General features: G+C 73.5%; 19 protein-coding genes and 1 pseudogene. 17 read left to right on the forward strand and 3 right to left on the reverse strand.

What is annotated here, in order from left to right; translation table 11 throughout:
- The first annotated feature begins 262 nt into the window (after window positions 1–262).
- The 4 genes from AB0950_RS04150 to AB0950_RS04165 all read left to right on the forward strand — a co-directional run bounded on the left by AB0950_RS04150 (window position 263) and on the right by AB0950_RS04165 (window position 6,087).
- Entirely contained in the window at window positions 263–2,137 is a 1,875-nt protein-coding gene (locus AB0950_RS04150; protein ID WP_360144451.1) for an AMP-dependent synthetase/ligase, read from the forward strand.
- A 202-nt stretch (window positions 2,138–2,339) separates the two neighbouring features.
- A complete protein-coding gene (locus AB0950_RS04155; RefSeq protein ID WP_366777924.1) occupies window positions 2,340–4,160 on the forward strand; it encodes a SpoIIE family protein phosphatase in 1,821 nt (606 codons plus the stop codon).
- 41 nt (window positions 4,161–4,201) lie between these two features.
- Window positions 4,202–5,434 carry a radical SAM family heme chaperone HemW gene (hemW, locus tag AB0950_RS04160; RefSeq protein ID WP_366777753.1) on the forward strand — a complete coding sequence of 411 codons (1,233 nt, stop codon included), beginning with the start codon at window positions 4,202–4,204 and terminating at the stop codon, window positions 5,432–5,434.
- Window positions 5,435–5,460: 26 nt separating this feature from the next.
- Entirely contained in the window at window positions 5,461–6,087 is a 627-nt protein-coding gene (locus AB0950_RS04165) for a hypothetical protein (RefSeq protein WP_360144446.1), read from the forward strand.
- On the opposite strand, the gene AB0950_RS04170 is transcribed toward AB0950_RS04165, so the two are convergent.
- Entirely contained in the window at window positions 6,071–6,874 is an 804-nt protein-coding gene (locus AB0950_RS04170) for a DUF3097 domain-containing protein (RefSeq protein WP_360145465.1), read from the reverse strand. The genes AB0950_RS04165 and AB0950_RS04170 overlap by 17 nt on opposite strands.
- 97 nt (window positions 6,875–6,971) lie before the next feature.
- Window positions 6,972–7,694, reverse strand: coding sequence for an MBL fold metallo-hydrolase (locus AB0950_RS04175; RefSeq protein ID WP_366777754.1), 723 nt, complete (start codon window positions 7,692–7,694; stop codon window positions 6,972–6,974).
- A 169-nt stretch (window positions 7,695–7,863) separates the two neighbouring features.
- Here AB0950_RS04175 and hrcA point away from each other — a divergent pair, with 169 nt between their 5' ends.
- The 10 genes from hrcA (at window position 7,864) to AB0950_RS04225 (ending at window position 18,817) form a co-directional block, all read left to right on the forward strand.
- Complete coding sequence (gene hrcA, locus AB0950_RS04180) at window positions 7,864–8,880, forward strand: heat-inducible transcriptional repressor HrcA (protein ID WP_360144442.1); 1,017 nt, start codon at window positions 7,864–7,866, stop codon at window positions 8,878–8,880.
- Window positions 8,881–10,014, forward strand: coding sequence for a molecular chaperone DnaJ (dnaJ, locus tag AB0950_RS04185; protein WP_360144439.1), 1,134 nt, complete (start codon window positions 8,881–8,883; stop codon window positions 10,012–10,014).
- A 333-nt stretch (window positions 10,015–10,347) separates the two neighbouring features.
- Window positions 10,348–11,424, forward strand: coding sequence for a nitronate monooxygenase (locus tag AB0950_RS04190; RefSeq protein ID WP_360144436.1), 1,077 nt, complete (start codon window positions 10,348–10,350; stop codon window positions 11,422–11,424).
- Complete coding sequence (locus AB0950_RS04195; protein WP_360144433.1) at window positions 11,421–12,173, forward strand: 16S rRNA (uracil(1498)-N(3))-methyltransferase; 753 nt, start codon at window positions 11,421–11,423, stop codon at window positions 12,171–12,173. Before AB0950_RS04190 ends, AB0950_RS04195 begins: the two co-directional genes overlap by 4 nt.
- A gap of 15 nt (window positions 12,174–12,188) precedes the next feature.
- Complete coding sequence (locus AB0950_RS04200) at window positions 12,189–12,581, forward strand: VOC family protein (RefSeq protein ID WP_366777755.1); 393 nt, start codon at window positions 12,189–12,191, stop codon at window positions 12,579–12,581.
- 106 nt (window positions 12,582–12,687) lie between these two features.
- Window positions 12,688–13,200 carry a hypothetical protein gene (locus tag AB0950_RS04205; protein WP_366777756.1) on the forward strand — a complete coding sequence of 171 codons (513 nt, stop codon included), beginning with the start codon at window positions 12,688–12,690 and terminating at the stop codon, window positions 13,198–13,200.
- A gap of 46 nt (window positions 13,201–13,246) precedes the next feature.
- Window positions 13,247–16,477: a PDZ domain-containing protein gene (locus AB0950_RS04210; RefSeq protein WP_366777757.1), complete on the forward strand. Its 3,231-nt coding sequence runs from the start codon at window positions 13,247–13,249 to the stop codon at window positions 16,475–16,477.
- Window positions 16,478–16,526: 49 nt separating this feature from the next.
- On the forward strand, window positions 16,527–16,880 hold the full coding sequence (locus tag AB0950_RS04215; protein ID WP_360144421.1) for a histidine triad nucleotide-binding protein: 354 nt from the start codon (window positions 16,527–16,529) through the stop codon (window positions 16,878–16,880).
- Window positions 16,881–16,886: 6 nt separating this feature from the next.
- The gene (locus AB0950_RS04220) at window positions 16,887–17,792 is read left to right on the forward strand and encodes a ribonuclease Z (protein WP_366777758.1); all 906 of its coding nucleotides are present in this window, start codon (window positions 16,887–16,889) and stop codon (window positions 17,790–17,792) included.
- A gap of 20 nt (window positions 17,793–17,812) precedes the next feature.
- Window positions 17,813–18,817, forward strand: a complete 1,005-nt coding sequence (locus tag AB0950_RS04225; RefSeq protein ID WP_360144415.1) for an adenosine deaminase — start codon at window positions 17,813–17,815, stop codon at window positions 18,815–18,817.
- Here the strand turns inward: AB0950_RS04225 and AB0950_RS04230 are convergent.
- Entirely contained in the window at window positions 18,769–20,073 is a 1,305-nt protein-coding gene (locus AB0950_RS04230; RefSeq protein ID WP_366777759.1) for an MFS transporter, read from the reverse strand. The two genes, AB0950_RS04225 and AB0950_RS04230, sit on opposite strands and share 49 nt — an antisense overlap.
- Before the next feature lie 275 nt (window positions 20,074–20,348).
- Here AB0950_RS04230 and AB0950_RS04235 point away from each other — a divergent pair.
- The 3 genes and pseudogenes from AB0950_RS04235 to AB0950_RS04245 all read left to right on the forward strand — a co-directional run bounded on the left by AB0950_RS04235 (window position 20,349) and on the right by AB0950_RS04245 (window position 23,767).
- Window positions 20,349–21,259 (forward strand): annotated as a pseudogene (locus tag AB0950_RS04235) (5-dehydro-4-deoxyglucarate dehydratase).
- Window positions 21,256–22,545 (forward strand): glucarate dehydratase family protein, encoded by a 1,290-nt coding sequence (locus tag AB0950_RS04240; RefSeq protein WP_360144409.1) that lies wholly within the window; start codon window positions 21,256–21,258, stop codon window positions 22,543–22,545. Before AB0950_RS04235 ends, AB0950_RS04240 begins: the two are co-directional and overlap by 4 nt.
- Before the next feature lie 82 nt (window positions 22,546–22,627).
- Window positions 22,628–23,767: a PfkB family carbohydrate kinase gene (locus AB0950_RS04245; RefSeq protein WP_360145462.1), complete on the forward strand. Its 1,140-nt coding sequence runs from the start codon at window positions 22,628–22,630 to the stop codon at window positions 23,765–23,767.
- The last annotated feature ends 21 nt before the right edge of the window (window positions 23,768–23,788 follow it).

A 23,788-nucleotide genomic window follows, 5' to 3' on the forward strand; every position in this document is an offset into this window, starting at 1 on the left:
ACAGCCGGTTACGTCCACAAACGGGACACAAGGGGGCCCGTCGTGCGAAAGCGCGGCGGGCTCCCGCGCGTCCATGGCGTCGCGACGACGGAAAAGTGACTGGCCGAAGCCCCTTACGCAGCGGCCGGTCGCGGCTTACTCTGATCCCTGCTCGATAGTTACTCGCGAGTTAAACAACAGCGCAGCAGCAGCACGAACCCCCACCGTGAGTGATCCCAGCCGCACCGAGTACGCCGCACCGTCGCGGGCCCCGGAGGATGTCGTGAGCGACACACAGACCCTGATCGAGAACCGTCCGCCGTCCGTCGCGGCCCTCTTCCTGGAGCGCGTGGCGGCCACACCGGACGCCGAGGCCTACCGCTATCCGGTGCCGCCTGCCTCCGGTCAGGGCCCCGACGACTGGAAGTCGCTCAGCTGGGCGCAGGCGGCCGAGCGGGTCTACGCGATCGCGGCCGGCCTCATCGAGCTGGGCGTGCAGCCCGAGCAGCGCGTGGCGCTCGCCTCCTCCACCCGCGTCGAGTGGATCCTCGCCGACCTCGGCATCATGTGCGCGGGCGGCGCGACCACCACCGTCTACCCGCAGACCAACGCGGACGAGTCGGCGTTCATCCTCTCCGACTCCGAGAGCCGGGTGCTGATCGCCGAGGACGCGGCCCAGGTCGCCAAGGCGCTCGAGAAGCGCGCCGAGCTGCCCGACCTGACCAAGGTCGTCGTCATCGACCCGGCCGGCGCCGAGACGGGCGACTGGGTCATCAGCCTCGCCGAGCTGGAGCGGCGCGGCGCCGCCTACCTGGAGCAGCACCCGCAGCTGATCAAGGAGCGGGTCGGCGCGATCACCCGGGAGCAGCTCGCCACCCTCATCTACACCTCCGGCACCACCGGCCGCCCCAAGGGAGTCCGGCTCCCGCACGACAACTGGGCGTACATGGCGAAGGCGATCGCCGCGACCGGCCTGGTCACCATGGACGACGTGCAGTACCTGTGGCTGCCGCTCGCGCACGTCTTCGGCAAGGTGCTCACCTCCGGTCAGATCGAGGTCGGGCACGTCACCGCCGTCGACGGCCGCGTCGACAAGATCATCGAGAACCTCCCGGTGGTGAAGCCGACGTACATGGCGGCCGTGCCGCGCATCTTCGAGAAGGTCTACAACGGCGTCGCCGCCAAGGCCCGCGAGGGCGGCCCGGCCAAGTACAAGATCTTCCAGTGGGCCGCCGAGGTCGCCCGCGAGTACGCCAAGGTCAGCCAGGACCACTTCCGGCGCACCGGCACCGCCGCCGTGCCCTTCGGGCTGGCCGCCAAGCACAAGGTCGCCGACACCCTCGTCTACTCCAAGCTCCGTGAGGCCTTCGGCGGCCGGCTGCGCGCCTGCGTCTCCGGCGCCTCCGCGCTCGCGCCCGAGATCGGCTACTTCTTCGCCGGCGCCGGCATCCACATCCTGGAGGGCTACGGCCTCACCGAGTCCTCCGCCGCCTCCTTCGTCAACCCCGGCGAGGCCTACCGCACCGGCACGGTCGGCAAGCCGCTGCCCGGCACGGAGGTGCGCATCGCCGACGACGGCGAGATCCTGCTGCGCGGCCCCGGCATCATGCAGGGCTACCACAAGCTGCCCGAGAAGACCGCCGAGGTGCTGGAGTCCGACGGCTGGTTCCACACCGGCGACATCGGCGAGCTGTCGCCCGACGGCTATCTGCGCATCACCGACCGCAAGAAGGACCTGATCAAGACCTCCGGCGGCAAGTACGTCGCGCCGGCCGAGGTCGAGGGGCAGTTCAAGGCGGTGTGCCCGTACGTCTCCAACATCCTGGTGCACGGCGCCGACCGGAACTACTGCACCGCCCTCATCGCCCTGGACGAGATCGCGATCCTGGACTGGGCGAAGGAGAACGGGCTCGAGGGCAAGTCGTACGCCGAGATCGTCGCCGCCCCGCAGACGGTCGAGATGGTCGACGGGTATGTGCGGCAGCTCAACGCCGGGCTGCAGAAGTGGCAGACCATCAAGAAGTTCCGGCTGCTGCCGCGGGACCTCGACGTGGAGCACGGGGAGATCACGCCGAGCCTGAAGCTCAAGCGGCCCGTCGTGGAGCGGGAGTACAAGGACCTCATCGAGGAGATGTACGCCGGGACGAGGGAGAAGTGACGAGGGAGAGGTAAGGGGGCGGTTCGGTCAGCGGGGAGCCGCGGGCCCGTCGTGGCTCGGCGCGCCCATGCGGCGCAGCCGCACAGCGACGGCGTCCCGCGCCCCTGGATGCTCAGCGGCGCTCAAAAGGCGCCCACTTCTGTCCATTTCGGTAACTCCCCGCTTATGGCCGCCCCCTGTCTGTCACCCTGGCCGCATGGACATGGCGGCCATACCGACGCAGAGGGAGAGTGAGCCCCGGGCCAGGGAGGCCCGGGGCCGGGCGACGCTGCCCGGCAGCCCCCTCGCGCCCGGGTCGGCTCGGGCCATGGTGCAGGCCGCGCTGGCCGAGGCGCCCGGGGTCTCCGTCCGGCTCGTCGACGACGCCCTGGCCGTGGTCAGCGAGCTGGTCACCAACGCCGTCGTGCACGCCGGCACGGACGTGGAGGTCGACTGGCGGCTGGAGGAGACCGGCGCGTTCGTCGTGGAGGTGGGCGACCGGCACCCCTCCCGCGCCCCGCGCGACGCCCTCGGCGGCGACGGCTCGTACGACAGCGCCGAGTACGGGCGTGGCCTGCGCCTGGTCACCACCCTCGCCGAGTCCTGGGGCGTCACCTACCGCGCAGGCGCCAAGACCGTCTGGGCGCGGCTGCCGCCCGGAGGTGTGGACGACCCGGACGCCTCGGCGCCGGACGTGGCACTGGAGGTCGCCGAGGACCTGGCTCCGCAGCCGCACCGCGCCGACGGCGACCGGGACTGGCTCGGCCGGGGCGCGCTGTCGTTCCTCGCCGAGGCCTCCGACCTGCTCGCCGGACAGCTGGACGAGAACCTGGTCACGGCCCTCACCGGCCAGCTCATCGTGCCCCGGCTCGCCGACTGGTGCGCGGTGTGGCTGGAGGACGAGGCGACCGTGCGCGGCCGTGCCGCCGGCGGGCCCGACCGGGTCTGGCACGCCAGCGAGAACCGCATCGAGGAACTGCGCTGCGCCCTGGAGAAGGAGCCGCCCTGCCCCGGTGAGGGCCTGCGCTCCGGCCCCGAACCGTACCCGTGGCCCGGCCCCGCGCTCGGCCCGCAGGGCGCCGACGGCACGGCTCTGGCGTACCGGCTGATCGCGGGCGGCCGGCCGCTCGGCACGCTGGTCCTCGGCCGGTGCGGGCCGGGCGGCTTCCCCGAGGAGGTCACCGGGCTCGTGGAGGACCTCGGCCGCCGGGTGGCCCTGGCGATCGGCGCGGCCCGCCAGTACGCCCGCCAGGCCACCATCAGCGCGGTCCTCCAGCGCGGTCTCCTGCCCGGCGCGGTCGCCGAGATCCCCGGGATGAGCAGCGCCCTCGTCTACGAGCCCTGCGACAAGGGCGGCCCCAGCGGCGACTTCTACGACCTGTTCCCGGCCGGCGACGGCCGCTGGTGCTTCGCCGTCGGGGACGTCCAGGGCAAGGGGCCCGAGGCGGCCGTCGTGATCGGCCTCGCCCGCCCGTGGCTCCGCCTCCTCGCCCGCGAGGGCTACCGCGTCGCCGACGTCCTCGACCGGCTCAACCAGCTCCTCCTGGACGACGCCACCGAGGCCGCCGACGCCGCCGCGCGCGCCCTGGTCGCGGCGGGCGGCCGGCCGGTGGCCGCCGGGGACGGGCCGCAGACCCGCTTCCTGTCGCTCCTGTACGGCGAGCTGACGCCGTACGACGGCGGGGTCCGCTGCACGCTCGCCTCCGCGGGCCACCCGCTCCCGCTCGTCCTGAGCCCCGACGGCACCGTGCGCACGGCGGCCCGCCCGCAGACCCTGCTCGGCGTCGTCGAGGACGAGACGTACACCAGCGAGAGCATCGACCTGCGGCCCGGCGACAGCCTGCTGTGCGTCACCGACGGGGTGACCGAGCGGCGCTCCGGCTCCCGCCAGTTCGACGACGGCGACGGCCTCGCCCACGCCCTGTCCGGCTGCGCCGGCCTGCGCGCCGAGGAGATCGCCGAAAGGATCCGCCGCCTGGTCCACGACTTCAGCGGCGGCCCGCCCGAGGACGACCTCGCCCTGCTGGTCCTCCAGGCGGAGTGACGGCGGCCGGGTCACGGCGCCGGTGCTGGACAATGGAAGGCATGCCTTCCGCACTCCCCGACGGCGAGCCCGTCCCCGCCGACGGCGCGCTGCCCGCGCACGCGCTCGCCGGCGCCGCCGAGCGGCCCCTCGGGTTCTATCTCCACGTCCCGTACTGCGCGACCCGCTGCGGCTACTGCGACTTCAATACCTACACCGCGACCGAGCTGCGCGGCACCGGCGGCGTCCTCGCGTCCCGCGACAACTACGCGGACACGCTGACGGACGAGATCCGGCTCGCCCGCAAGGTGCTCGGCGACGACCCGCGCCCGGTCCGCACGGTGTTCGTCGGCGGCGGTACGCCCACCCTGCTGGCCGCCGGCGATCTCGTACGGATGCTGGGGGCCGTCCGGGACGAGTTCGGGCTGGCCCCGGACGCCGAGATCACCACGGAGGCGAACCCCGAGTCGGTCGACCCCGCGTACCTCGCCGCGCTGCGGGAGGGCGGCTTCAACCGGATCTCCTTCGGCATGCAGAGCGCCAGGCGGCACGTGCTGGACATCCTGGACCGCACCCACACCCCCGGCCGCCCCGAGGCCTGCGTCGCGGAGGCGCGGGCGGCGGGCTTCGACCACGTCAACCTGGACCTGATCTACGGCACGCCCGGGGAGAGCGACGACGACTGGCGGGCCTCGCTGGACGCGGCGATCGGCGCCGGGCCGGACCACATCAGCGCCTACGCCCTCATCGTCGAGGAGGGCACCCAGCTCGCCCGCCGTATCCGCCGCGGCGAGATCCCGATGACCGACGACGACGTGCACGCGGACCGGTACCTGATCGCCGAGGAGACTTTGAGCGCGGCGGGCTTCGAGTGGTACGAGGTCTCCAACTGGGCCACCTCGCAGGCGGGCCGTTGCCTGCACAACGAGCTGTACTGGCGCGGCGCCGACTGGTGGGGCGCCGGCCCCGGGGCGCACTCGCACGTGGGCGGCGTGCGCTGGTGGAACGTCAAGCATCCGGGGGCGTACGCGGCGGCGCTCGCCTCCGGCCGCTCACCGGGCGCCGGCCGGGAGCTGCTGTCCGACGAGGACCGGCGCGTGGAGCGCGTCCTGCTGGAGCTGCGGCTGCGGGAGGGGGCGCCGCTGGCGCTGCTGAAGGACGAGGGCCTCGCGGCGTCCCGCCGGGCGCTGGCGGACGGGCTCCTGCAGGAGGGGCCGTACGAGGAAGGCCGGGCGGTCCTGACCCTGCGGGGGCGGCTGCTGGCGGATGCGGTGGTCAGGGACCTGGTGGACTGACCGCCGTACGGATACAGTCCCCGGCCATGATCTCCGACAGATGGCCGGAAACCGACGCCACGGTGGTGCGGTTCGGCCTGCGATGGCTGCTCTGGGTCTCGCTGCTGATCGTCGTGCCGTTCGGCGGGATGGGCGTGGTCGGCGTGTTCGTCGTCCTGTGGCAGGGTGACGTCTCCGGCTGGCCGTTGCTGCTGGGCCTCGCGAGCCTGTTCACGCTCCGCCCGGTGTGGTCGTGGCGCCGTCGGGTGACGGCCCTGGACAGTCAAGGGTTCTGGGTCCTGGAAGGCAAGCGCGCTGTACTGATCCCCTGGGATTCACTGGCAGGGGTCGGCATCCACTGGGCGCGTTACGGCCGTACCCACGTCTACACGGTGGAGCTCTGCCCCCGCGGCGAGATCGACCGCGACCATCCCCTGCTCTGGGAGTTCGTCCGGGACGCGGCGCCTCTGCGCGAGGGGCTGCCGCGGTTGCGCTACCGGTTCGACGTACGGCACTTCTTCCGCGTGTACGAAGAGGCGCTCCGGCGCTGGGCGCCGCCCGGGCTGTGGTTCGGGCGGCTCGAACAGCCCAGCTCCTACCTGGGCGCCCCGGACCGCGCCGGTCACAAGCAGCGCACCCGTGACGCCGCCGCCCGCGTCACTCCGGGGCCGTGACGAAGTCGATCAGCTCCTCCACGCGGCCCAGCAGTTCCGGTTCCAGGTCCTTGTAGGACGTCACCCGTTTCAGGATCGCCTGCCACACCGCCCCGGTGTTCTCCGACGGCCAGCCCAGGGCCCGGCACACGCCCGTCTTCCAGTCCTGCCCCTTCGGCACCGCCGGCCACGCCTCGATGCCCAGCGCGGCCGGTTTCACCGCCTGCCAGATGTCGATGTACGGATGGCCGACGACGAGGGCGTGTTCGCTGCGCACCGACTCCGCGATCCGCCACTCCTTCGTGCCCGGCACCAGGTGGTCCACCAGCACGCCCAGCCGGGCGTCGGGGCCCGGCCCGAAGGACGACACGATCGACGGCAGGTCGTCCACGCCCTCCAGGTACTCCACCACCACGCCCTCGACGCGCAGGTCGTCTCCCCACACCTTCTCGACCAGCTCGGCGTCGTGCCGGCCCTCGACATAGATGCGGCCGGCGCGGGCCACGCGGGCGCGGGCGCCGGGCACGGCGACCGAGCCGGAGGCGGTGCGGGCGGGCCGTACCGGGCCGCCGGACGACGGCCGCACCAGCGTGACCACCCGGCCCTCCAGCAGGAAGCCGCGCGGCTCCAAGGGGAACACCCGGTGCTTGCCGAAGCGGTCCTCCAGCGTCACCGTGCCCGCCTCGCAGCGGATCACCGCCCCGCAGAACCCGGTACCGGCCTCCTCCACCACCAGGCCCGGCTCGGCCGGCACCTCGGGTACGGGCTTCGGTTTCTTCCACGGCGGGGTCAGATCGGCGGAGTACACACGAGGGCGCGGGCCCGAGGGGCCCTCGTGGGAAGGGCGGTGGCGGGAGACGGGTGGGCGCATTCGGATGACGATAGGAGAAGGGCCGGACCCGTACCTACGACACGCCGAACCTGGCCGCCAGCTCGTCGCGTTGACGCCGTACGAAGCCCGCGTCCACCACCGCTCCGTGACCGGGCACGTACAGCGCGTCCTCGCCGCCGAGCGCGAGGAGACGGTCGAGGGCGTCCGGCCAACGGGACGGGACGGCGTCCGGCCCGGCCTGCGGTTCGCCGGACTCCTCGACCAGGTCGCCGCAGAAGACCACCTCACGCTCCCCGGGCACCAGGACCGCCAGATCGTGTCCGGTGTGGCCCGGGCCCACGTTCGCCAGCAGGACCTGCCGGCCGCCGCCGAGGTCCAGGGTCCACTCGCCCGAGACCAGGTGACCGGGCGGCACCAGCGCGTCCACCGCCTCGTCGGCGTCCGCCACCGCGAGTCCGTTGCGGACGGCGTCCAGACGCAGCGCCTCGCGCTCGCGGGCGAGGACGGCGTCCAGGCCCACCGCCCCGTACACCTCCGCCCCCGCGAAGGCGGACGCCCCGAAGACGTGATCGAAGTGGGGGTGGGTCAGCGCGAGATGGGTCACACGGCCGCCGGCCAGTTGCTCGGCCCGGCTCCGCAGCCGGGCGCCCTCGGAGAGACTGGAACCGGCGTCCACCATCAGCGCCGTACCCGCCCCGAGGACCAGACCGGCCGTGCAGTCCCAGCCGGGCAGCCGGCACCGGCCGACCCCCGCGGCCAGCCGTTCCCAGCCCAGCTCTTCCCAAGTCACCGTCATACCGCGACGCTATCCGCACGAGCCGCCGCGACGGCAGCGACCTTGCCCCGGGTGTACCCGACAGCCGTACACTGGGCCGGGGACGCTGGCACTCGCATGCGACGAGTGCCAGGCGGACGAACGCAGGACCGAGCGGAACCGAGGGACCACATGCTGGAGGTGCGCGCGAATGCTGAGTGAACGCAGGCTTCAGGTACTGCGCGCCATCGTCCAGGACTACGTGGGCACCGAGGAGCCGGTCGGGTCGAAGGCCCTGACCGAGCGGCACAATCTCGGGGTGTCCCCGGCGACGGTCCGCAACGACATGGCCGCCCTGGAGGACGAGGGGTACATCGCCCAGCCGCACACCAGCGCGGGGCGCATCCCCACCGACAAGGGCTACCGGCTGTTCGTGGACAAGCTGGCGGGCGTCAAGCCGATGACCGCGCCCGAGCGGCGGGCGATCCAGAACTTCCTGGAGGGCGCCGTCGACCTCGACGACGTCGTGGCGCGCACCGTGCGGCTGCTCGCCCAGCTCACCCGCCAGGTCGCCGTGGTGCAGTACCCGTCCCTGACCCGGTCCACCGTCCGGCACGTGGAGCTGCTCTCGCTCGCCCCCGCGCGCGTGATGCTCGTGCTGATCACGGACACCGGGCGGGTCGAGCAGCGGATGGTCGACTGCCCGGCGCCGTTCGGCGAGGCCTCCCTCGCCGACCTGCGCGCGCGGCTGAACAGCCGGGTCGCGGGCCGCCGGTTCACAGACGTGCCGAAGCTGGTCGAGGACCTGCCGGAGGCCTTCGAGGCCGAGGACCGCGGTACGGTCTCGACGGTGCTCTCCACTCTCCTGGAGACACTCGTCGAGGAGAACGAGGAGCGGCTGATGATCGGCGGCACCGCCAATCTCACCCGCTTCGGGCATGACTTTCCTCTCACGATCCGGCCGGTGCTCGAGGCGCTGGAGGAGCAGGTCGTGCTCCTCAAGCTGCTGGGCGAGGCGAAGGATCCGGGCGTGACGGTGCGCATCGGGCACGAGAACGCTCACGAGGGACTCAACTCCACCTCCGTGGTGTCGGTCGGCTACGGTTCGGGCGGCGAGGCGGTTGCCAAGCTCGGCGTGGTCGGACCGACCCGCATGGACTACCCGGGAACGATGGGAGCGGTACGCGCAGTGGCACGGTACGTCGGACAGATCCTGGCGGAGTCGTAAGTGGCCACGGACTACTACGCCGTTCTCGGCGTGCGCCGCGACGCGTCGCAGGATGAGATCAAGAAGGCGTTCCGCCGGCTCGCCCGCGAGCTGCACCCGGACGTCAACCCGGATCCGAAGACCCAGGAGCGGTTCAAGGAGATCAACGCCGCTTACGAGGTGCTGTCGGATCCGCAGAAGAAGCAGGTCTACGACCTCGGCGGCGACCCGCTCTCGCAGAGCGGCGCCGGCGCGGGCGGCTTCGGGGCCGGCGGCTTCGGCAACTTCTCGGACATCATGGACGCGTTCTTCGGTACGGCGTCGCAGCGCGGCCCGCGCTCGCGCACCCGGCGCGGCCAGGACGCGATGATCCGGATCGAGGTCGAGCTGGACGAGGCGGCCTTCGGGACCACCAAGGACATCCAGGTCGACACCGCGGTCGTCTGCAACACCTGCAACGGCGAGGGCGCGGCGCCCGGTACGACCGCCCAGACGTGTGACATGTGCCGGGGCCGTGGTGAGGTCTCGCAGGTCACCCGGTCCTTCCTGGGCCAGGTCATGACCTCGCGGCCGTGCCCCCAGTGCCAGGGCTTCGGCACCGTGGTGCCGACCCCGTGCCCCGAGTGCGCGGGCGACGGCCGGGTCCGCTCCCGGCGCACGCTCACCGTGAAGATCCCGGCCGGTGTCGACAACGGCACGCGGATCCAGCTCGCCGGCGAGGGCGAGGTCGGGCCGGGCGGCGGTCCGGCGGGTGACCTGTACGTCGAGATCCACGAGCTGCCGCACCCGATGTTCCAGCGGCGCGGCGACGACCTGCACTGCACGGTGACGATCCCGATGACGGCCGCGGCGCTCGGCACCAAGGTGCCGCTGGAGACCCTGGACGGCATGGAGGAGGTCGACATCCGGCCCGGCACCCAGTCCGGCCAGTCGATCCCGCTGCACAACCGGGGAGTCACGCACCTGCGCGGCGGCGGCCGGGGCGACCTCGTCGTCCACGTCGAGGTCCAGACCCCGAACAAGCTCGACCCCGAACAGGAACGCCTCCTGCGCGAGCTGGCCAAGCTCCGCGGCGAGGAACGCCCGCAGGGGCAGTTCCAGCCGGGGCAGCAGGGGCTGTTCTCACGGCTGAAGGATGCGTTCAACGGGCGCTGAGGTGAGGCGGGGGCTGGCCGGGGGTCCGGGGGTCGTCCCCCGGGCAGGCACAGTCAGCCGGGTCAGCAGGGGCTGTTCTCACGGCTGAAGGATGCGTTCAACGGGCGCTGAGGTGAGGCGGGGCTGGCCGGGGGTCCGGGGGTCGTCCCCCGGGCAGGCACAGTCAGCCGGGTCAGCAGGGGTTGTTCTCTCGGCTGAAGGATGCGTTCAACGGGCGCTGAGGTGAGGCGCTGAGACGCTGGGTACGGGGTGTTTCCGCACCCCGTATGCCATCGTCCTATGCCGTCGGAAGCCCGATTCGGACTCTTTCAAAGGACGTGACAACATGCGGTCATGTCCTCCGCGCTGACCGATCTCCTCCTGCGCCCGATCGTGCAGGCCCCCATGGCGGGCGGTGTCTCCGTCCCGCAGCTTGCCGCCGCCGTATCCGAGGCCGGTGGCCTCGGGTTTCTCGCCGCCGGGTACAAGACCGCCGACGGCATGTACCAGGAGATCAAGCAGCTGCGGGGCCTCACCGCCCGCCCCTTCGGCGTGAACGTGTTCATGCCGCAGCCCGAATACGCCGAGTCCGGCGCGGTCGACGTCTACGCCCACCAGCTGGCCGGCGAGGCCGCCTGGTACGAGACCGAGCTGGGCGACCCGGACAGCGGTCGGGACGACGGCTTCGACGCCAAGCTCGCCGTGCTCCTCGACAACCCGGTGCCGGTGGTCTCCTTCCACTTCGGCGTGCCGAGCCCCGAGGTGTTCGACAGCCTGCGCCGCGCCGGCACCTACACCCTCGTCACCGCCACCACCGCCGAGGAGGCCCGCGCGGTGGAGCGGGCCGGCGCGGACGCGGTGATCGCGCAGGGCGTGGAGGCCGGCGGTCACCAGGGCACCCACCGCGACGTCCCCGAGAACGACGGCGCCGGCATCGGCCTGCTGTCGCTCGTCGCGCAGATCCGCGAGGCCGTGGACATCCCGGTCGTCGCCGCCGGCGGCATCATGCGCGGCAGCCAGATCGCCGCCGTCCTCGCGGCCGGCGCGAGCGCGGCCCAGCTCGGCACCGCGTTCCTCGCCACCCCCGAGTCCGGCGCCCCCGCCGTGCACAAGCAGGCGCTGACCAACCCCCTGTTCACGCACACCGAGCTGACCCGCGCGTTCTCCGGGCGGCCGGCGCGCGGACTGGTCAACCGGTTCCTGCGCGAGCACGGACCGTACGCCCCCGCCGCCTACCCGGACATCCACCACCTCACAGCGCCGCTGCGCAAGGCCGCCGCGAAGGCCGGGGACGCGCAGGGCATGGCGCTGTGGGCGGGGCAGGGGCACCGGCTGGCCCGCGCGCTGCCCGCCGCGGAGCTGGTGGAGGTGCTGGCCGCCGAACTCGGCGCCGCCCGGACAGCGTTGTCGGCCAAGGGCGGCCTGCGATGACCGCGCCGGTGTTCGTCGTCGACTCGCTGGAGGGCGTGGGCCCCGGCTCGGTCGTCGACGTCACGGGCCCCGAGGGGCGGCACGCGGTCTCCGTACGGCGTCTGCAGGCCGGCGAGCACGTGGTGCTGACCGACGGCAAGGGGCGCGGGGCCGCCGGAGTCGTCGTCGGCGTGTCCGGCAAGGACCACCTGGTGGTGGAGCCCTTCGAGTTCCCCGTGGAGCCCGAGCCCAGCCCCCGGATCACCGTCGTGCAGGCGCTTCCGAAGGGCGACCGGGGCGAACTCGCCGTCGAGACGATGACGGAGACCGGCGTCGACGCGATCGTGCCCTGGCAGGCCGCCCGCTGCATCACCCAGTGGAAGGGCGAGCGCGGCCAGAAGGCGCTCGCCAAGTGGCGGGCCACCGCGCGCGAGGCCGGCAAGCAGTCCCGCCGGCTGCGCTTCCCCGAGGTCGCGGACGCGGCGAGCACCAAGCAGGTTGCGGCACTTCTCGCCAAAGCCGACTTCGCCGCCGTGCTGCACTCCGACTTCGAGCACGCAAGCGGGCGGCTGGCGACCGCCGAACTGCCCGCCGAGGGCGAGATCGTGCTGGTCGTCGGCCCCGAAGGCGGCGTCGCCCGGGACGAGTTGGCGCTCTTCGAGGAGGCGGGTGCGAAGGCGTACGTGCTCGGTCCTACCGTGTTGCGTACATCAACCGCCGGCACCGCCGCCGTGGCCCTGCTGCTGGGCCGCACCGGCCGCTGGTCCTGACGTCTGGGGGACACCGTGGAACTCGCCCAAGTCCGGCTCCTCGTCACCGACTTCGCCGCCTGCTACCGCTTCTACGCCGACGTCCTCGGCCTCAAGCCGCAGTCCGGGGCGACCGAGGGCCCGTACGAGAAGTTCAGTCCGCACACCGGCTCCGCGGGGATCGCGCTGCAGGACCGCTCGATGATGGCCGAGGTGCTCGACGAGCTGGGCGAGACGGCCACGGGGCATCGGTCGCTGGTGGTGCTGCGGGTGGACGACCTGGACGCGTACGTGTCGGAGATCACCGGCCGGGGTGCGATTGTGGTGCACGGGCCCGCGTCCATGACGGACCGCATGCGGGTGGCTCACCTCAAGGACCCCGAAGGGAACCTGGTGGAGCTTCAGGAGTGGTTGCTGCTTCGGGGATAGCCTCGCCGCCGGTTGGGCGCCTGAGTGGCCGTATGCCGTCTTCCGTGCCGCCTCCGCCGGTGGCACCCTCCCCTGCATGGGGGTTTTGCGAGGGAATCGGCGTGGGATGCGGGTGGTGGCCGCGGGCGGTGTCGTCCTGGCGGCCGGGGCTGCTCTGGTGGCGTGTCAGCCCGGTGATCTCAGCACCACCTCCGCCGCCTACACCACCGACACCACGGCGACGGCCAAGCTGAAGCGGCAGCATGTCGACGTCAGTTGGCTCACCTGCACCGGGAACTACGGCGGTGGCGCGGCGAAGAGGACGCCGTCGCCCAGCGAGAGCACCGTCGTGTCCGTCGACTGCCGGGGTGAGACCAAGGACGGGCGGAAGATCACCGTCACCGGGAAGGTGACCCGGGCCGTCGACGGCGCCTGTGTGCGGGGGGACCTGACCGCGAAGGTCGGCGGCCGGCAGGTGTTCCACGTCGACGGGCTCGGGGACTGCGACGCCACGACGGGGCCGACGTACAAGCCGCCCACGTATCAGCCGGGCGGTGGCAGGCCGACCGTGACCGTCACCGTCACCCGGACCCTGTGGTGCAAGGGCGACCCCACCTGCTGGCCCGTCCAGGGCAAGTGATCGGAACAGGGGGCGCGGTACACCCGCCGCTGCGTACAGTGACGGGGTGACTCAGGGTGCCGCTTATCTCCGATTCCCGCATGTACACGGCGACTTGGTGGCCTTCGTCGCCGAGGACGACGTCTGGCTCGCGCCCCTCGAGGGCGGCCGGGCCTGGCGGGTCAGCGCCGACAACAGGCCGGTCACCATGCCCCGGATCTCCCCGGACGGCCGGCATCTCGCCTGGACCTCCACCCGCGACGGCGCGCCCGAGGTGCATGTGGCCCCCGTCGAGGGAGGGCCGGCGGAGCGGCTGACGTACTGGGGCAACCGCCGTACCGAGGTGCGCGGCTGGACCGCCGACGGGCGGGTGCTCGCGCTCGGCGCGCACGGCCGGCACAGCTTCCGGCACAGCTGGGCGTACGCCGTCCCGCTGGACGGTGGCCCCGCCGAGACCCTGCCGTACGGCCCGGTCGGCGACGTGGCCTTCGGCCCCGCCACCGTGCTGCTGTCCGCGCCGATGGGCCGCGAGGCCGCCCACTGGAAGCGCTACCGGGGCGGCACGGCGGGCAAGCTGTGGATCGACCGGGAGGGCAGCGGGGAGTTCGAGCGGCTGCACGAGGAGGTCGACGGCAACATCGAGTGCCCGGTGTGGGTGGGGGACCGGATCGCGTTCCTGTCCGACCACGAGGGCACCGGCGCGCTCTACTCCTCCCTCGCCGACGGCTCCGACCTGCGCCGGCACACCCCGCTTGGGGGCACCTCCCGCTCGAGCGGAGCCGAGAGCGGGGGAGGGTTCTACGCCCGGCACGCCTCCGGTGACGGCAGCCGCGTCGTCTACGGCTCCGGCGGTGAACTCTGGCTGCTGGACGACCTGGACGGCGCCGAGCCGCGCCGGCTGGAGGTGCGGCTCGGCGGGCCCCGGATCGATCTGCGCCCCCGGCCGGTGGACGCCGCCCGCTGGTTCGGCGAGGCGTCGCCCGACCACACCGGGCGCGGCAGCGCGGTCTGCGTGCGCGGCGGGATCCACTGGGTCACCCACCGCTCCGGGCCCGCCCGCGCCCTCGCGGCCACCCCCGGCGTCCGCGCCCGGATGCCGCGCACCTTCCGCGCCGAGGGCGAGGAGTGCGTGGTGTGGGTGACGGACGCGGAGGGCGACGACGCCCTGGAGTTCGCCCCCGCGACCGGGACCGTACCGGGCGCCCCGCCCCGCCGGCTGGCCGCCGGGCAGCTCGGCCGGGTGCTGGAGCTCGCCATGGCCCCCGACGGCAGCCGGGCCGCCGTCGCCGCGCACGACGGACGGCTGCTCCTCGTCGAGCGGGAGACCGGCGAGGTCCGCGAGGTCGACCGCAGCGACGACGGCGAGGTCTCCGGCCTCGCCTTCTCCCCCGACTCCGCCTGGCTGGCCTGGGCCCACCCCGGCGCCCGCCCGCTCTCCCAGCTGCGCATCGCCCACACCACCGACCTGTCGGTCACCGAGGCGACCCCGCTCCGCTTCCAGGACTACGCCCCCGCCTTCACCCTCGACGGCAAGCACCTCGCCTTCCTCTCCAACCGCGCCTTCGACCCGGTCTACGACGAGCACGTCTTCGACCTCGCGTTCGTGGTCGGCGCCCGCCCGCACCTGATCACCCTGGCCGCCACCACCCCCTCGCCGTTCGGCCCGCAGCGCCACGGCCGCCCCTTCGAGAACCCCGACAAGGACGAGACCCCGGACAGCGAGGGCACCCCCGCCACCCGCATCGACCTCGAAGGCCTCGCCGACCGGATCGTGCCCTTCCCGGTGGAGGCCGGCCGCTACTCCACCCTGCGCGCCGCCAAGGACGGCGTGCTCTGGCTGCGCCACCCCGTGCACGGCGTCCTCGGCGCCGCCCGCGCCCACCCCGAGGACCCCGACCCGCACACCGAGCTGGAGCGCTACGACCTCGCCCAGCGGCGCCTTGAGCCTCTGGCCACGGGCGCCGACCACTTCGAGGTCAGCGGCGACGGCAAGCGCGTCCTGCTGTGGGCCGACGAACGGCTCCGGGTCGTGCCCGGCGACCGCCGCACCGGCGCCGACGACGACGGCGACACCAGCGTCACCGTCGACCTGGCCCGCGTCCGGCAGACCCTCGACCCGGCCGCCGAGTGGCGGCAGATGTATGACGAGACCGGCCGCCTCATGCGCGACCACTTCTGGCGCCCGGACCTCGGCGGCGCCGACTGGACCGGCGTCCTGAACCGCTACCGCCCGCTCCTGGCCCGCGTCGCCACCCACAGCGACCTGGTCGACCTCCTCTGGGAGGTGCACGGCGAACTCGGCACCTCGCACGCCTACGTCATCCCCGGCGGCGGCCGCGGCGACGGCCCCCGGCACGGCCTGCTCGGCGCCGACATCTCCCGCCACCCGGACGGCAGTTGGCGCGTCGACCGCATCCTGCCCTCGGAGACCTCCGACCCCGACGCCCGCTCCCCGCTCGCCGCACCCGGCGTCGCCGTCCGCCCCGGGGACGCGATCATCGCGGTCGCGGGCCACCCCGTCGACCCGGTCACCGGACCGGGGCCGCTGCTGGCCGGCACGGCCGGCCAGCCGGTGGAGCTGACCATCTCCCCGGCGGGCGGCGGCGAGCCGCGCCACACGGTCGTCGTCCCGGTCGCCGACGAGGAACCCCTGCGCTACCACGCCTGGGTGGCCGACCGCCGCGCCCACGTCCACGCCGCCTCCGACGGCCGGTTCGGCTACCTCCACGTGCCCGACATGCAGGCCCCCGGCTGGGCGCAGATCCACCGGGACCTGCGGGTGGAGGTCGCCCGCGAGGGGCTGGTGGTCGACGTCCGCGAGAACCGCGGCGGCCACACCTCCCAGCTGGTCGTCGAGAAGCTGGCCCGCCGCATCATCGGCTGGGACCTGCCGCGCGGCATGCGCCCCACCAGCTACCCGCTCGACGCCCCGCGCGGCCCGGTCGTCGCCGTCGCCAACGAGTTCTCCGGCTCCGACGGCGACATCGTCAACGCCGCGATCAAGGCCCTCGGCATCGGCCCGGTCGTCGGCACCCGCACCTGGGGCGGCGTCATCGGCATCGACAGCCGCTACCACCTGGTCGACGGCACCCTGGTGACCCAGCCGAAGTACGCGATGTGGCTGGAGGGGGTCGGCTGGGACGTGGAGAACCACGGCGTGGACCCCGACGTGGAGGTCGTACAGCGGCCCCAGGACTGGGCGCAGGACCGCGACACCCAACTGGACGAAGCGGTCAGGCTCGCCCTGGAGGCACTGGAGGAACGGCCCGCGAAAACACCGCCGGTGCTGCCGGCCTGATACGACTACGATGCACCGGTATTGATCACCAGCGTGAGGAGGCACACGCATGGCCGGCGAACCGCAGGACGACTGCCTGTTCTGCAAGATCGTCGCGGGTACGATCCCGGCGACGATCGTCCGCGAGACAGAGACCACCGTCGCCTTCCGGGACATAAACCCCCAGGCCCCCACCCACATCCTGGTGATCCCCAAGGCCCACTACGAGAACGCCGCCGCGCTCGCCGCCGGCGCCCCGCAGCTCGCCGCGGACGTGCTCGCCGAGACCCAGGCCGTGGCGGACGAGGAAAAGCTGGAGAGCTACCGCACCGTCTTCAACACGGGCAGCGGCGCCGGCCAGACCGTCTGGCACGCGCACGCGCACGTCCTCGGCGGCCGCGGACTGCAGTGGCCGCCCGGGTGACCGGCGGTGTCCGTACGTGAACTGGTGATCCTCGGCACCGCCAGCCAGGTCCCCACCCGGCACCGCAACCACAACGGCTATCTGCTGCGCTGGGACGGCGAGGGCATCCTGTTCGACCCCGGCGAGGGCACACAGCGCCAGATGGTGCGCGCCGGGGTCGCCGCCCACGACCTGAACCGGATCTGCGTCACCCACTTCCACGGCGACCACTCACTCGGTCTCGCCGGGGTCATCCAGCGGATCAACCTCGACAAGGTGCCGCACGAGGTCACCGCGCACTATCCGCGCTCCGGGCAGCGCTTCTTCGACCGGCTCCGGTACGCCACCGCCTACCGGGAGACGGTCCCCCTCACCGAGGCGCCGGTCGCCGCCGACGGCGTCCTCGCGGCGACGCCGTCGTACACGCTCGAGGCCCGCAGGCTCTCCCATCCCGTGGAGTCCTACGGCTACCGGCTGATCGAGCCCGACGGCCGCCGGATGCTGCCCGACCGGCTCGCCGCGCACGGGATCGAGGGACCGGAGGTCGGCCGGCTGCAGCGCGAGGGCCGGCTCGGGGACATCGCGCTGGAGGACGTCAGCGAGGTGCGGCGCGGGCAGCGGTTCGCGTTCGTCATGGACACCCGGCTCTGCGACGGCGTGCACGCGCTCGCGGAGAGCTGCGACCTGCTCGTCATCGAGTCGACCTTCCTCGACGAGGACGCGGAACTCGCCGTCGAGTTCGGCCATCTGACGGCCGGTCAGGCAGCCGCCGTGGCCCGGGACGCGGGCGTACGGCACCTCGTCCTCACCCACTTCAGCCAGCGCTACTCCGAACCGCAGGAGTTCGAACGGCAGGCGCGGGCGGCCGGCTTCGAGGGCGAGCTGACCGTGGCACACGACTTGCAGCGAGTGCCGCTTCCGAAACGTCGGTGAAACACCCGTACGATGCCCTGATGCCCCTCCCGAAAGCAGAACTGCACCTCCACATCGAAGGCACCCTGGAGCCGGAGCTGGCGTTCGAGCTGGCCGCCCGCAACGGCGTGACCCTGCCGTACGCCGACACCGACGCCCTGCGCGAGGCCTACCGGTTCCAGGACCTCCAGTCCTTCCTGGACCTCTACTACGAGCTGATGGCCGTCCTGCGCACCGAGCAGGACTTCGCCGACCTGGCGAACGCCTATCTGGCGCGGGCCGCCGCGCAGGGCGTCCGGCACGCGGAGATCTTCTTCGACCCGCAGGCCCACACCGCGCGCGGCGTCGACCTGGGCACGGTCGTGGAAGGGCTGTGGCGGGCGCTGGGCCGCAGCGAGGAGAACCACGGCGTCTCCACCAAGCTCATCCTGTGCTTCCTGCGGGACGACTCCGCCGAGTCGGCCATGGAGACCCTGCGGGCGGCCCGGCCGTACCTGGACCGGATCACCGGCGTCGGCCTGGACTCCGCCGAGGTCGGGCATCCGCCGGCGAAGTTCCGGGAGGTGTACGAGGCCGCCGCCGCGCTCGGGCTGCGCCGGGTCGCGCACGCCGGTGAGGAGGGGCCGCCGGCGTACATCACCGAGGCCCTGGACGTGCTCGGCGTCGAGCGCGTCGACCACGGGCTGCGCTGCATGGAGGACCCGGCGCTGGTCGAGCGGCTGGTGCGGGAGCGGATCCCGCTCACCCTGTGCCCGCTGTCCAACGTCCGCCTGCGCGCCGTCGGCACCCTGGCGGACCACCCGCTGCCGGCCATGCTCGACGCCGGGCTGCTGTGCACGGTCAACTCCGACGACCCGGCGTACTTCGGCGGGTACGCCGACGACAACTTCGACGCCGTACGGCAGACCCTGGGACTGACCGAGGACCGGCTGCGCGAGCTGGCCCGCAACTCCTTCCTCGCCTCCTTCCTGGAGGACGACGAGGAGCGGCGGGCCCGCTACCTCGCCGAGGTCGACGCGTACGAGTTCGGGGACGCGGTGTCGTAGGCGCTCCGGTCGGCCGGGGCGGGCGTCTCCAGAGGGACTTCCACGACCGAAAGTTCGGCGACCGGGAGTTCCGCGAGCGGGACTTCCGCGACCGGGATCTCCACGACCGGGAGTTCCGCGCCGCGCAGGGGGCGCCTGCCCGCCCGCAGCGCCACCGCCGTCATCGGCACGGCGATCAGGAGCAGCCCGGCGGCGAGCAGCCGCCCCATCGCCGGGAAGCCCGTCCCCGCCGCCAGCACACTGCCCGCCAGCGGTCCCGCCGCCGTGCCCAGCGAGGCCGCCGAGCCGACCAGCACCGCCCAGCGGCCGCGCGGGTCGAGGGAGGCGGCGAGACCGATGACGTACGACAGGACGACCGGGTACAGCAGGTTCCAGGAGATCTCGCCCGCCGCGAAGGACGGCAGGCCGGACGCCGACGCGCTGAGCGCGATGCAGCCCGCGATCAGCGCCGTACCGGCGCCGATGGGCACCGCCTGGCCCAGCCGGGGGCCGAGCGCGCCGGCCCCGACGACCCCGAGCAGTCCGGCGCCGAGCGCGACGGCGAACACCGCGCCGACGGTGACCTCCGTCAGATGGGCCTGGTCGAGCCCGATCCGGCCGCTGACACCCCAGAGGGCGTTCTGGGCCAGGGACCAGCAGGGCATGGCGGCGGCCAGCAGCAGTCCGGCGCGCGGGTGCGGCAGCCGCCCGTGCGCCGGGGACGCCGTGCGGGCCGGTGCCGTACGGCCGGGCAGCCGGCCGGTGACCGGCAGGACGGCGAGCGCCGTGAGCGCGATCGCGGCCAGCGGCACGCCATGGCCGGGGCCGAGGTGAGGGATCGTCAGGTAGAGGGCGCCGGCCAGGGCGGAGACGCCGAACAGGCCGAGTGTGGTGACCCGGTGCGGATCGCGGTGGGCGGCGATGGCGGTCGCGGCGACCGCCGTGACCGTGCCCGACCCGAACCCGCCGACGACCGCGCCCGCGACGACGGCCGGGACGAAGGCGGTGAGCGCGGCGCCGCCGTAGCCGAGGGCGGCGAGCACGAGGCCCGCGCGGGCGAGGGCGCGGGGGCCGGTCCGGTCGACCCGGGAGGCCAGCAGGAAGCCCGCCGCCGCCGAACTCAGCAGCAGCGCGCTGCCGACGGCCCCGGCCTGGGTGGGACTGAGCGGAAGCCCGGAATCGAGTCGGCCTACGGCGGTCGGCAGCAGATACGGCGCGAGGTACCCGGCCGTGAAAAGGGCGACGAGGGGCCAGGGCAGGGTGCGGCGGGCGGACACGGGCGTTCCCAAGGCAGACGAAAGGAAGGGCTCGACAAGGGGGGTGGAGCGACGACCGTCGACGGACAGGGACGCGCAAGCAAGTTGTACCAAGCACGCGGTTTGCCGACGAAACGCGAGCGGTGCGATCTACGTCACTTTTCCGTTTGGCAGATGTGGGGTCGGGTAGGAGGAGCTAGGCTCGTTCTCATATGTAGACGTCATTCATAAGAGGAGATGGTCGGGTGGGCGGCGATCCGAGTCCCGGCAGCGTGGTGCGGCGGCTGCGGGAGGGGATGGCGCGCGGGGTGCTGTCCTTCCCGCTCACCGCCTTCCATGACGACGGCTCCCTCGCCCCCGATGGCTGCCGCGCCCATGTCGCCGCCCGGCTCGCGGCCGGCCCCGGCGCCGTCTTCCCGGCCTGCGGTACGGGGGAGTTCTTCTCCCTGGACGAGGACGAGTACCGGACCGTCGTCCGGGTGACGGTCGAGGAGGCCGCCGGGCGGGTGCCGGTCGTGGCCGGGACCGGGTACGGCTGGGCACAGGCCGCCCGGTTCGCGCGGATCGCCGAGGAGGCCGGCGCGGACGCCCTGCTCGTGCTGCCGCACTACCTGGTCGACGCCCCGCAGGACGGCCTCGCCGCCCAGCTGGAGCGGCTCGCCGAACGCACCCGGCTGCCGCTGATCGCCTACCAGCGCGGCCAGGTCGCCTACACCGCGGACACCTTGCGGCGCATCGCGCGCGTCCCGGGCGTCATCGGCCTCGACCGCCTCCAGCGCCTGACCCTCGCCGCGTCCGACGGCTTCCTGTTCTTCAACGGCGCCGCCACCGCCGAAATCCAGGCCCGCTCCCCCACGCTCGAATACGCTCGCGCGGGGGGACCCCCATCGCCGCCGTCGGCGTCCCCGCCTACTCCTCCGCCGTGCACGCCTTCGCCCCCGAGATCGCCGGCGCCTTCTTCGCCGCCCTGCGGGACGCCGACCATGGGACCGCCGACAAGCTGCTGCGCGACTTCTACGTCCCCTTCGTCGAACTCCGCGACCGCGCCCCCGGGTACGCGGTGTCCCTGGTGAAGGCGGCGGCCCGGCTGCGCGGGCAGCGCGTCGGACCCGTCCGCGCCCCGCTCGCCGACCCCGCGCCCGCCGACCTCGCCGACCTCAAGGCCCTGCTCACCGCCGGACTCGACCTCGTAGGAGCCTCCCTGTGACCCGTGACCTGACCATCGCCGAGGTGCGGCTGACGCCGATCCTGGTCGCCGACGCCCCCCTGCTCAACACCCAGGGCGTGCACCAGCCGTACACCCCGCGGCTGATCGTGGAGATCGTCACCGCGGACGGGATCACCGGGCTCGGCGAGACCTACGGCGACGCCAAGTACCTGGAACTGGCCCGCCCGCTGTCCGAACGGCTCCCCGGACGCTCGGTCACGGATGTGAACGGCCTGTTCGCGATCGACCTCGGTGTGGACGAGTCCCGGGTCCAGGGGCAGGTCGACGCCGGCGGGCTGCGCGGTGTGCAGAGCGCCGACAAGCTGCGGCTGTCGGTGCTGTCCGCCTTCGAGGTCGCCTGCCTGGACGCCCAGGGCAAGGCGCTCGGGCTGCCCGTGCACGCGCTGCTCGGCGGCAAGGTGCGGGACGCCGTCGACTACAGCGCCTACCTGTTCTACAAGTGGGCCGCGCATCCGGCGGGCGTGACCGCCGAACCGGACGACTGGGGCGCCGCGCTCGATCCGGCCGGAATCGTGGCACAGGCGCGGGAGTTGCAGCGGCGGCACGGGTTCGGGTCGTTCAAGCTCAAGGGCGGTGTCTTCCCGCCCGACGAGGAGATCGCCGCCGTACGGGCCCTCGCCGAGGCGTTCCCCGGGCATCCGCTGCGGCTCGACCCCAACGGCGCCTGGTCGGTGGAGACCTCGCTGAAGGTGGCGAAGGAACTCGGGGACGTCCTGGAGTACCTGGAGGACCCGACGCTGGGCACGCCCGCGATGGCCGAGGTGTCGGCCGGGACCGACGTCCCGCTCGCCACCAACATGTGCGTGACCACCTTCGGGGAGATCAAGGAGGCGTTCACGCGGGACGCCGTGCAGGTCGTGCTCTCCGACCACCACTACTGGGGCGGGCTGCGCAACACCCAGCGGCTCGCCGCGATCTGCGCCGCGTTCGGCGTCGGGGTGTCGATGCACTCCAACACCCACCTCGGGATCAGCCTCGCCGCCATGACCCAGGTCGCGGCCACGGTCCCCGAACTGCACCACGCCTGCGACTCCCACTACCCCTGGCAGTCCGAGGACGTCCTCACCGAGCGGCTTCGGTTCCGCGCCGGGAAGGTCGCCGTGTCCGACGCACCCGGCCTCGGCGTCGAGCTCGATCGCGACGAACTGGCCCGGCTGCACCGGCGGTGGGCCGAGGACGACGGCGCGCTGCGCGACCGCGACGACGCGGCCGCGATGCGGGTGGCCGAGCCCGGCTGGCGGCAACCGGTGATGCCCCGCTGGTAGCCCCGTGCGCGGCGGGGTGATTGGTGCACACTGGCGAGATCCGCACCACGCCAGGGAGCGCACCGTGACCCCGTCGCACACGATCCTCGGAGAGGAACCGGAACACCTCACCCCCGCCGCACGCTGTCAGGCCCAGGTCGACCCGCTCGCCGGGCTGCGCGCGCCCGGGGACCCGCCCTGGGACGTGTATCTGACGGGCACGGTCTTCCTCGACATCATCTTCACCGGCCTGGACTCGGCGCCGGTGCGCGGCACCGAGTCCTGGGCCCGGGGCATGGGCTCCAGCCCCGGCGGGGTCGCCAACATGGCCACGGCCCTGGCCCGGCTCGGCCTGAGGACCGCGCTCGCGGCGGCCTTCGGCGACGACCACTACGGCGAGTACTGCTGGGACGCGCTCGAGCAGGGCGAGGGCATCGACCTGTCCGCGTCCCGGACCGTGCCCGGGTGGCACTCGCCGGTCACCGTGTCCATGGCGTACGAGGGCGAGCGCACGATGGTGTCCCACGGGCACGAGCCGCCGCCCGAGGCCGTCTTCGGCCCGGAAGGGAGCCCGGAGTGCCCGCCCCGCGCGCGTGCCGCCGTGGCCTCGCTGACGCCCGGCACGCGCGCGCCGTGGATCGCCAAGGCGGCACGGGAGGGCACGCGGATCTTCGCCGACGTCGGGTGGGACGAGACCGGCGCGTGGGACCTGGCCGGGCTCGCCGATCTGGAGCACTGCGAGGCGTTCCTGCCGAACGCGGAGGAGGCGAAGCGGTACACCGGCGCCGACTGCCCGCGGCTCGCCGCGCACGCCCTGACCGAGTACGTGCCGGTGGCGGTCGTCACCCTGGGGTCGGAGGGCGCGTACGCGGTGGACCGGCGGACGGGCGAGGCGGCGGAGGTGCCCGCGATCGCCGTGGAGGCGCTGGATCCCACGGGTGCGGGCGACGTCTTCGTCGCCGGGTTCGTGACGGGGTCGCTGGCGGGGTGGCCGCTGGCGGACCGGCTGGCCTTCGCGGGGCTCACGGCGGCCCTGTCGGTGCAGGAGTTCGGCGGGTCCCTGTCGGCGCCCGGGTGGTCGGAGATCGGGGCGTGGTGGCGCCGGGTGCAGGCCCTTCCCGGGCAGGACCCGGCGGCGCTGGAGAGGTACGCGTTCCTGGAGGGCCTGGTACCGGAGGTGCTGGACCGGCCCTGGCCCCTGCGGCGGGCGGTGCCGACGATCGGTTTCCGCCGCTCCGGCTGACCTGCCGGGGAGCGCCCGTAT

Origin of the sequence: Streptomyces sp. NPDC007189 (assembly GCF_040703635.1) — a bacterium.
Taxonomy (GTDB): Bacteria; Actinomycetota; Actinomycetes; order Streptomycetales; family Streptomycetaceae; genus Streptomyces.

What these genes read in the sequence shown, in the direction of transcription:
- hemW (WP_366777753.1), top strand. Translation starts at nt 4,202, where the DNA reads ATGCCTTCCGCACTCCCCGACGGCGAGCCCGTCCCCGCCGACGGCGCG.
- hrcA (WP_360144442.1), top strand. Translation starts at nt 7,864, where the DNA reads ATGCTGAGTGAACGCAGGCTTCAGGTACTGCGCGCCATCGTCCAGGAC.
- AB0950_RS04175 (WP_366777754.1), bottom strand. Translation starts at nt 7,694, where the DNA reads ATGACGGTGACTTGGGAAGAGCTGGGCTGGGAACGGCTGGCCGCGGGG.
- AB0950_RS04155 (WP_366777924.1), top strand. Translation starts at nt 2,340, where the DNA reads ATGGCGGCCATACCGACGCAGAGGGAGAGTGAGCCCCGGGCCAGGGAG.
- AB0950_RS04165 (WP_360144446.1), top strand. Translation starts at nt 5,461, where the DNA reads ATGATCTCCGACAGATGGCCGGAAACCGACGCCACGGTGGTGCGGTTC.
- AB0950_RS04215 (WP_360144421.1), top strand. Translation starts at nt 16,527, where the DNA reads ATGGCCGGCGAACCGCAGGACGACTGCCTGTTCTGCAAGATCGTCGCG.
- AB0950_RS04190 (WP_360144436.1), top strand. Translation starts at nt 10,348, where the DNA reads ATGTCCTCCGCGCTGACCGATCTCCTCCTGCGCCCGATCGTGCAGGCC.
- AB0950_RS04195 (WP_360144433.1), top strand. Translation starts at nt 11,421, where the DNA reads ATGACCGCGCCGGTGTTCGTCGTCGACTCGCTGGAGGGCGTGGGCCCC.
- AB0950_RS04225 (WP_360144415.1), top strand. Translation starts at nt 17,813, where the DNA reads ATGCCCCTCCCGAAAGCAGAACTGCACCTCCACATCGAAGGCACCCTG.
- AB0950_RS04205 (WP_366777756.1), top strand. Translation starts at nt 12,688, where the DNA reads ATGCGGGTGGTGGCCGCGGGCGGTGTCGTCCTGGCGGCCGGGGCTGCT.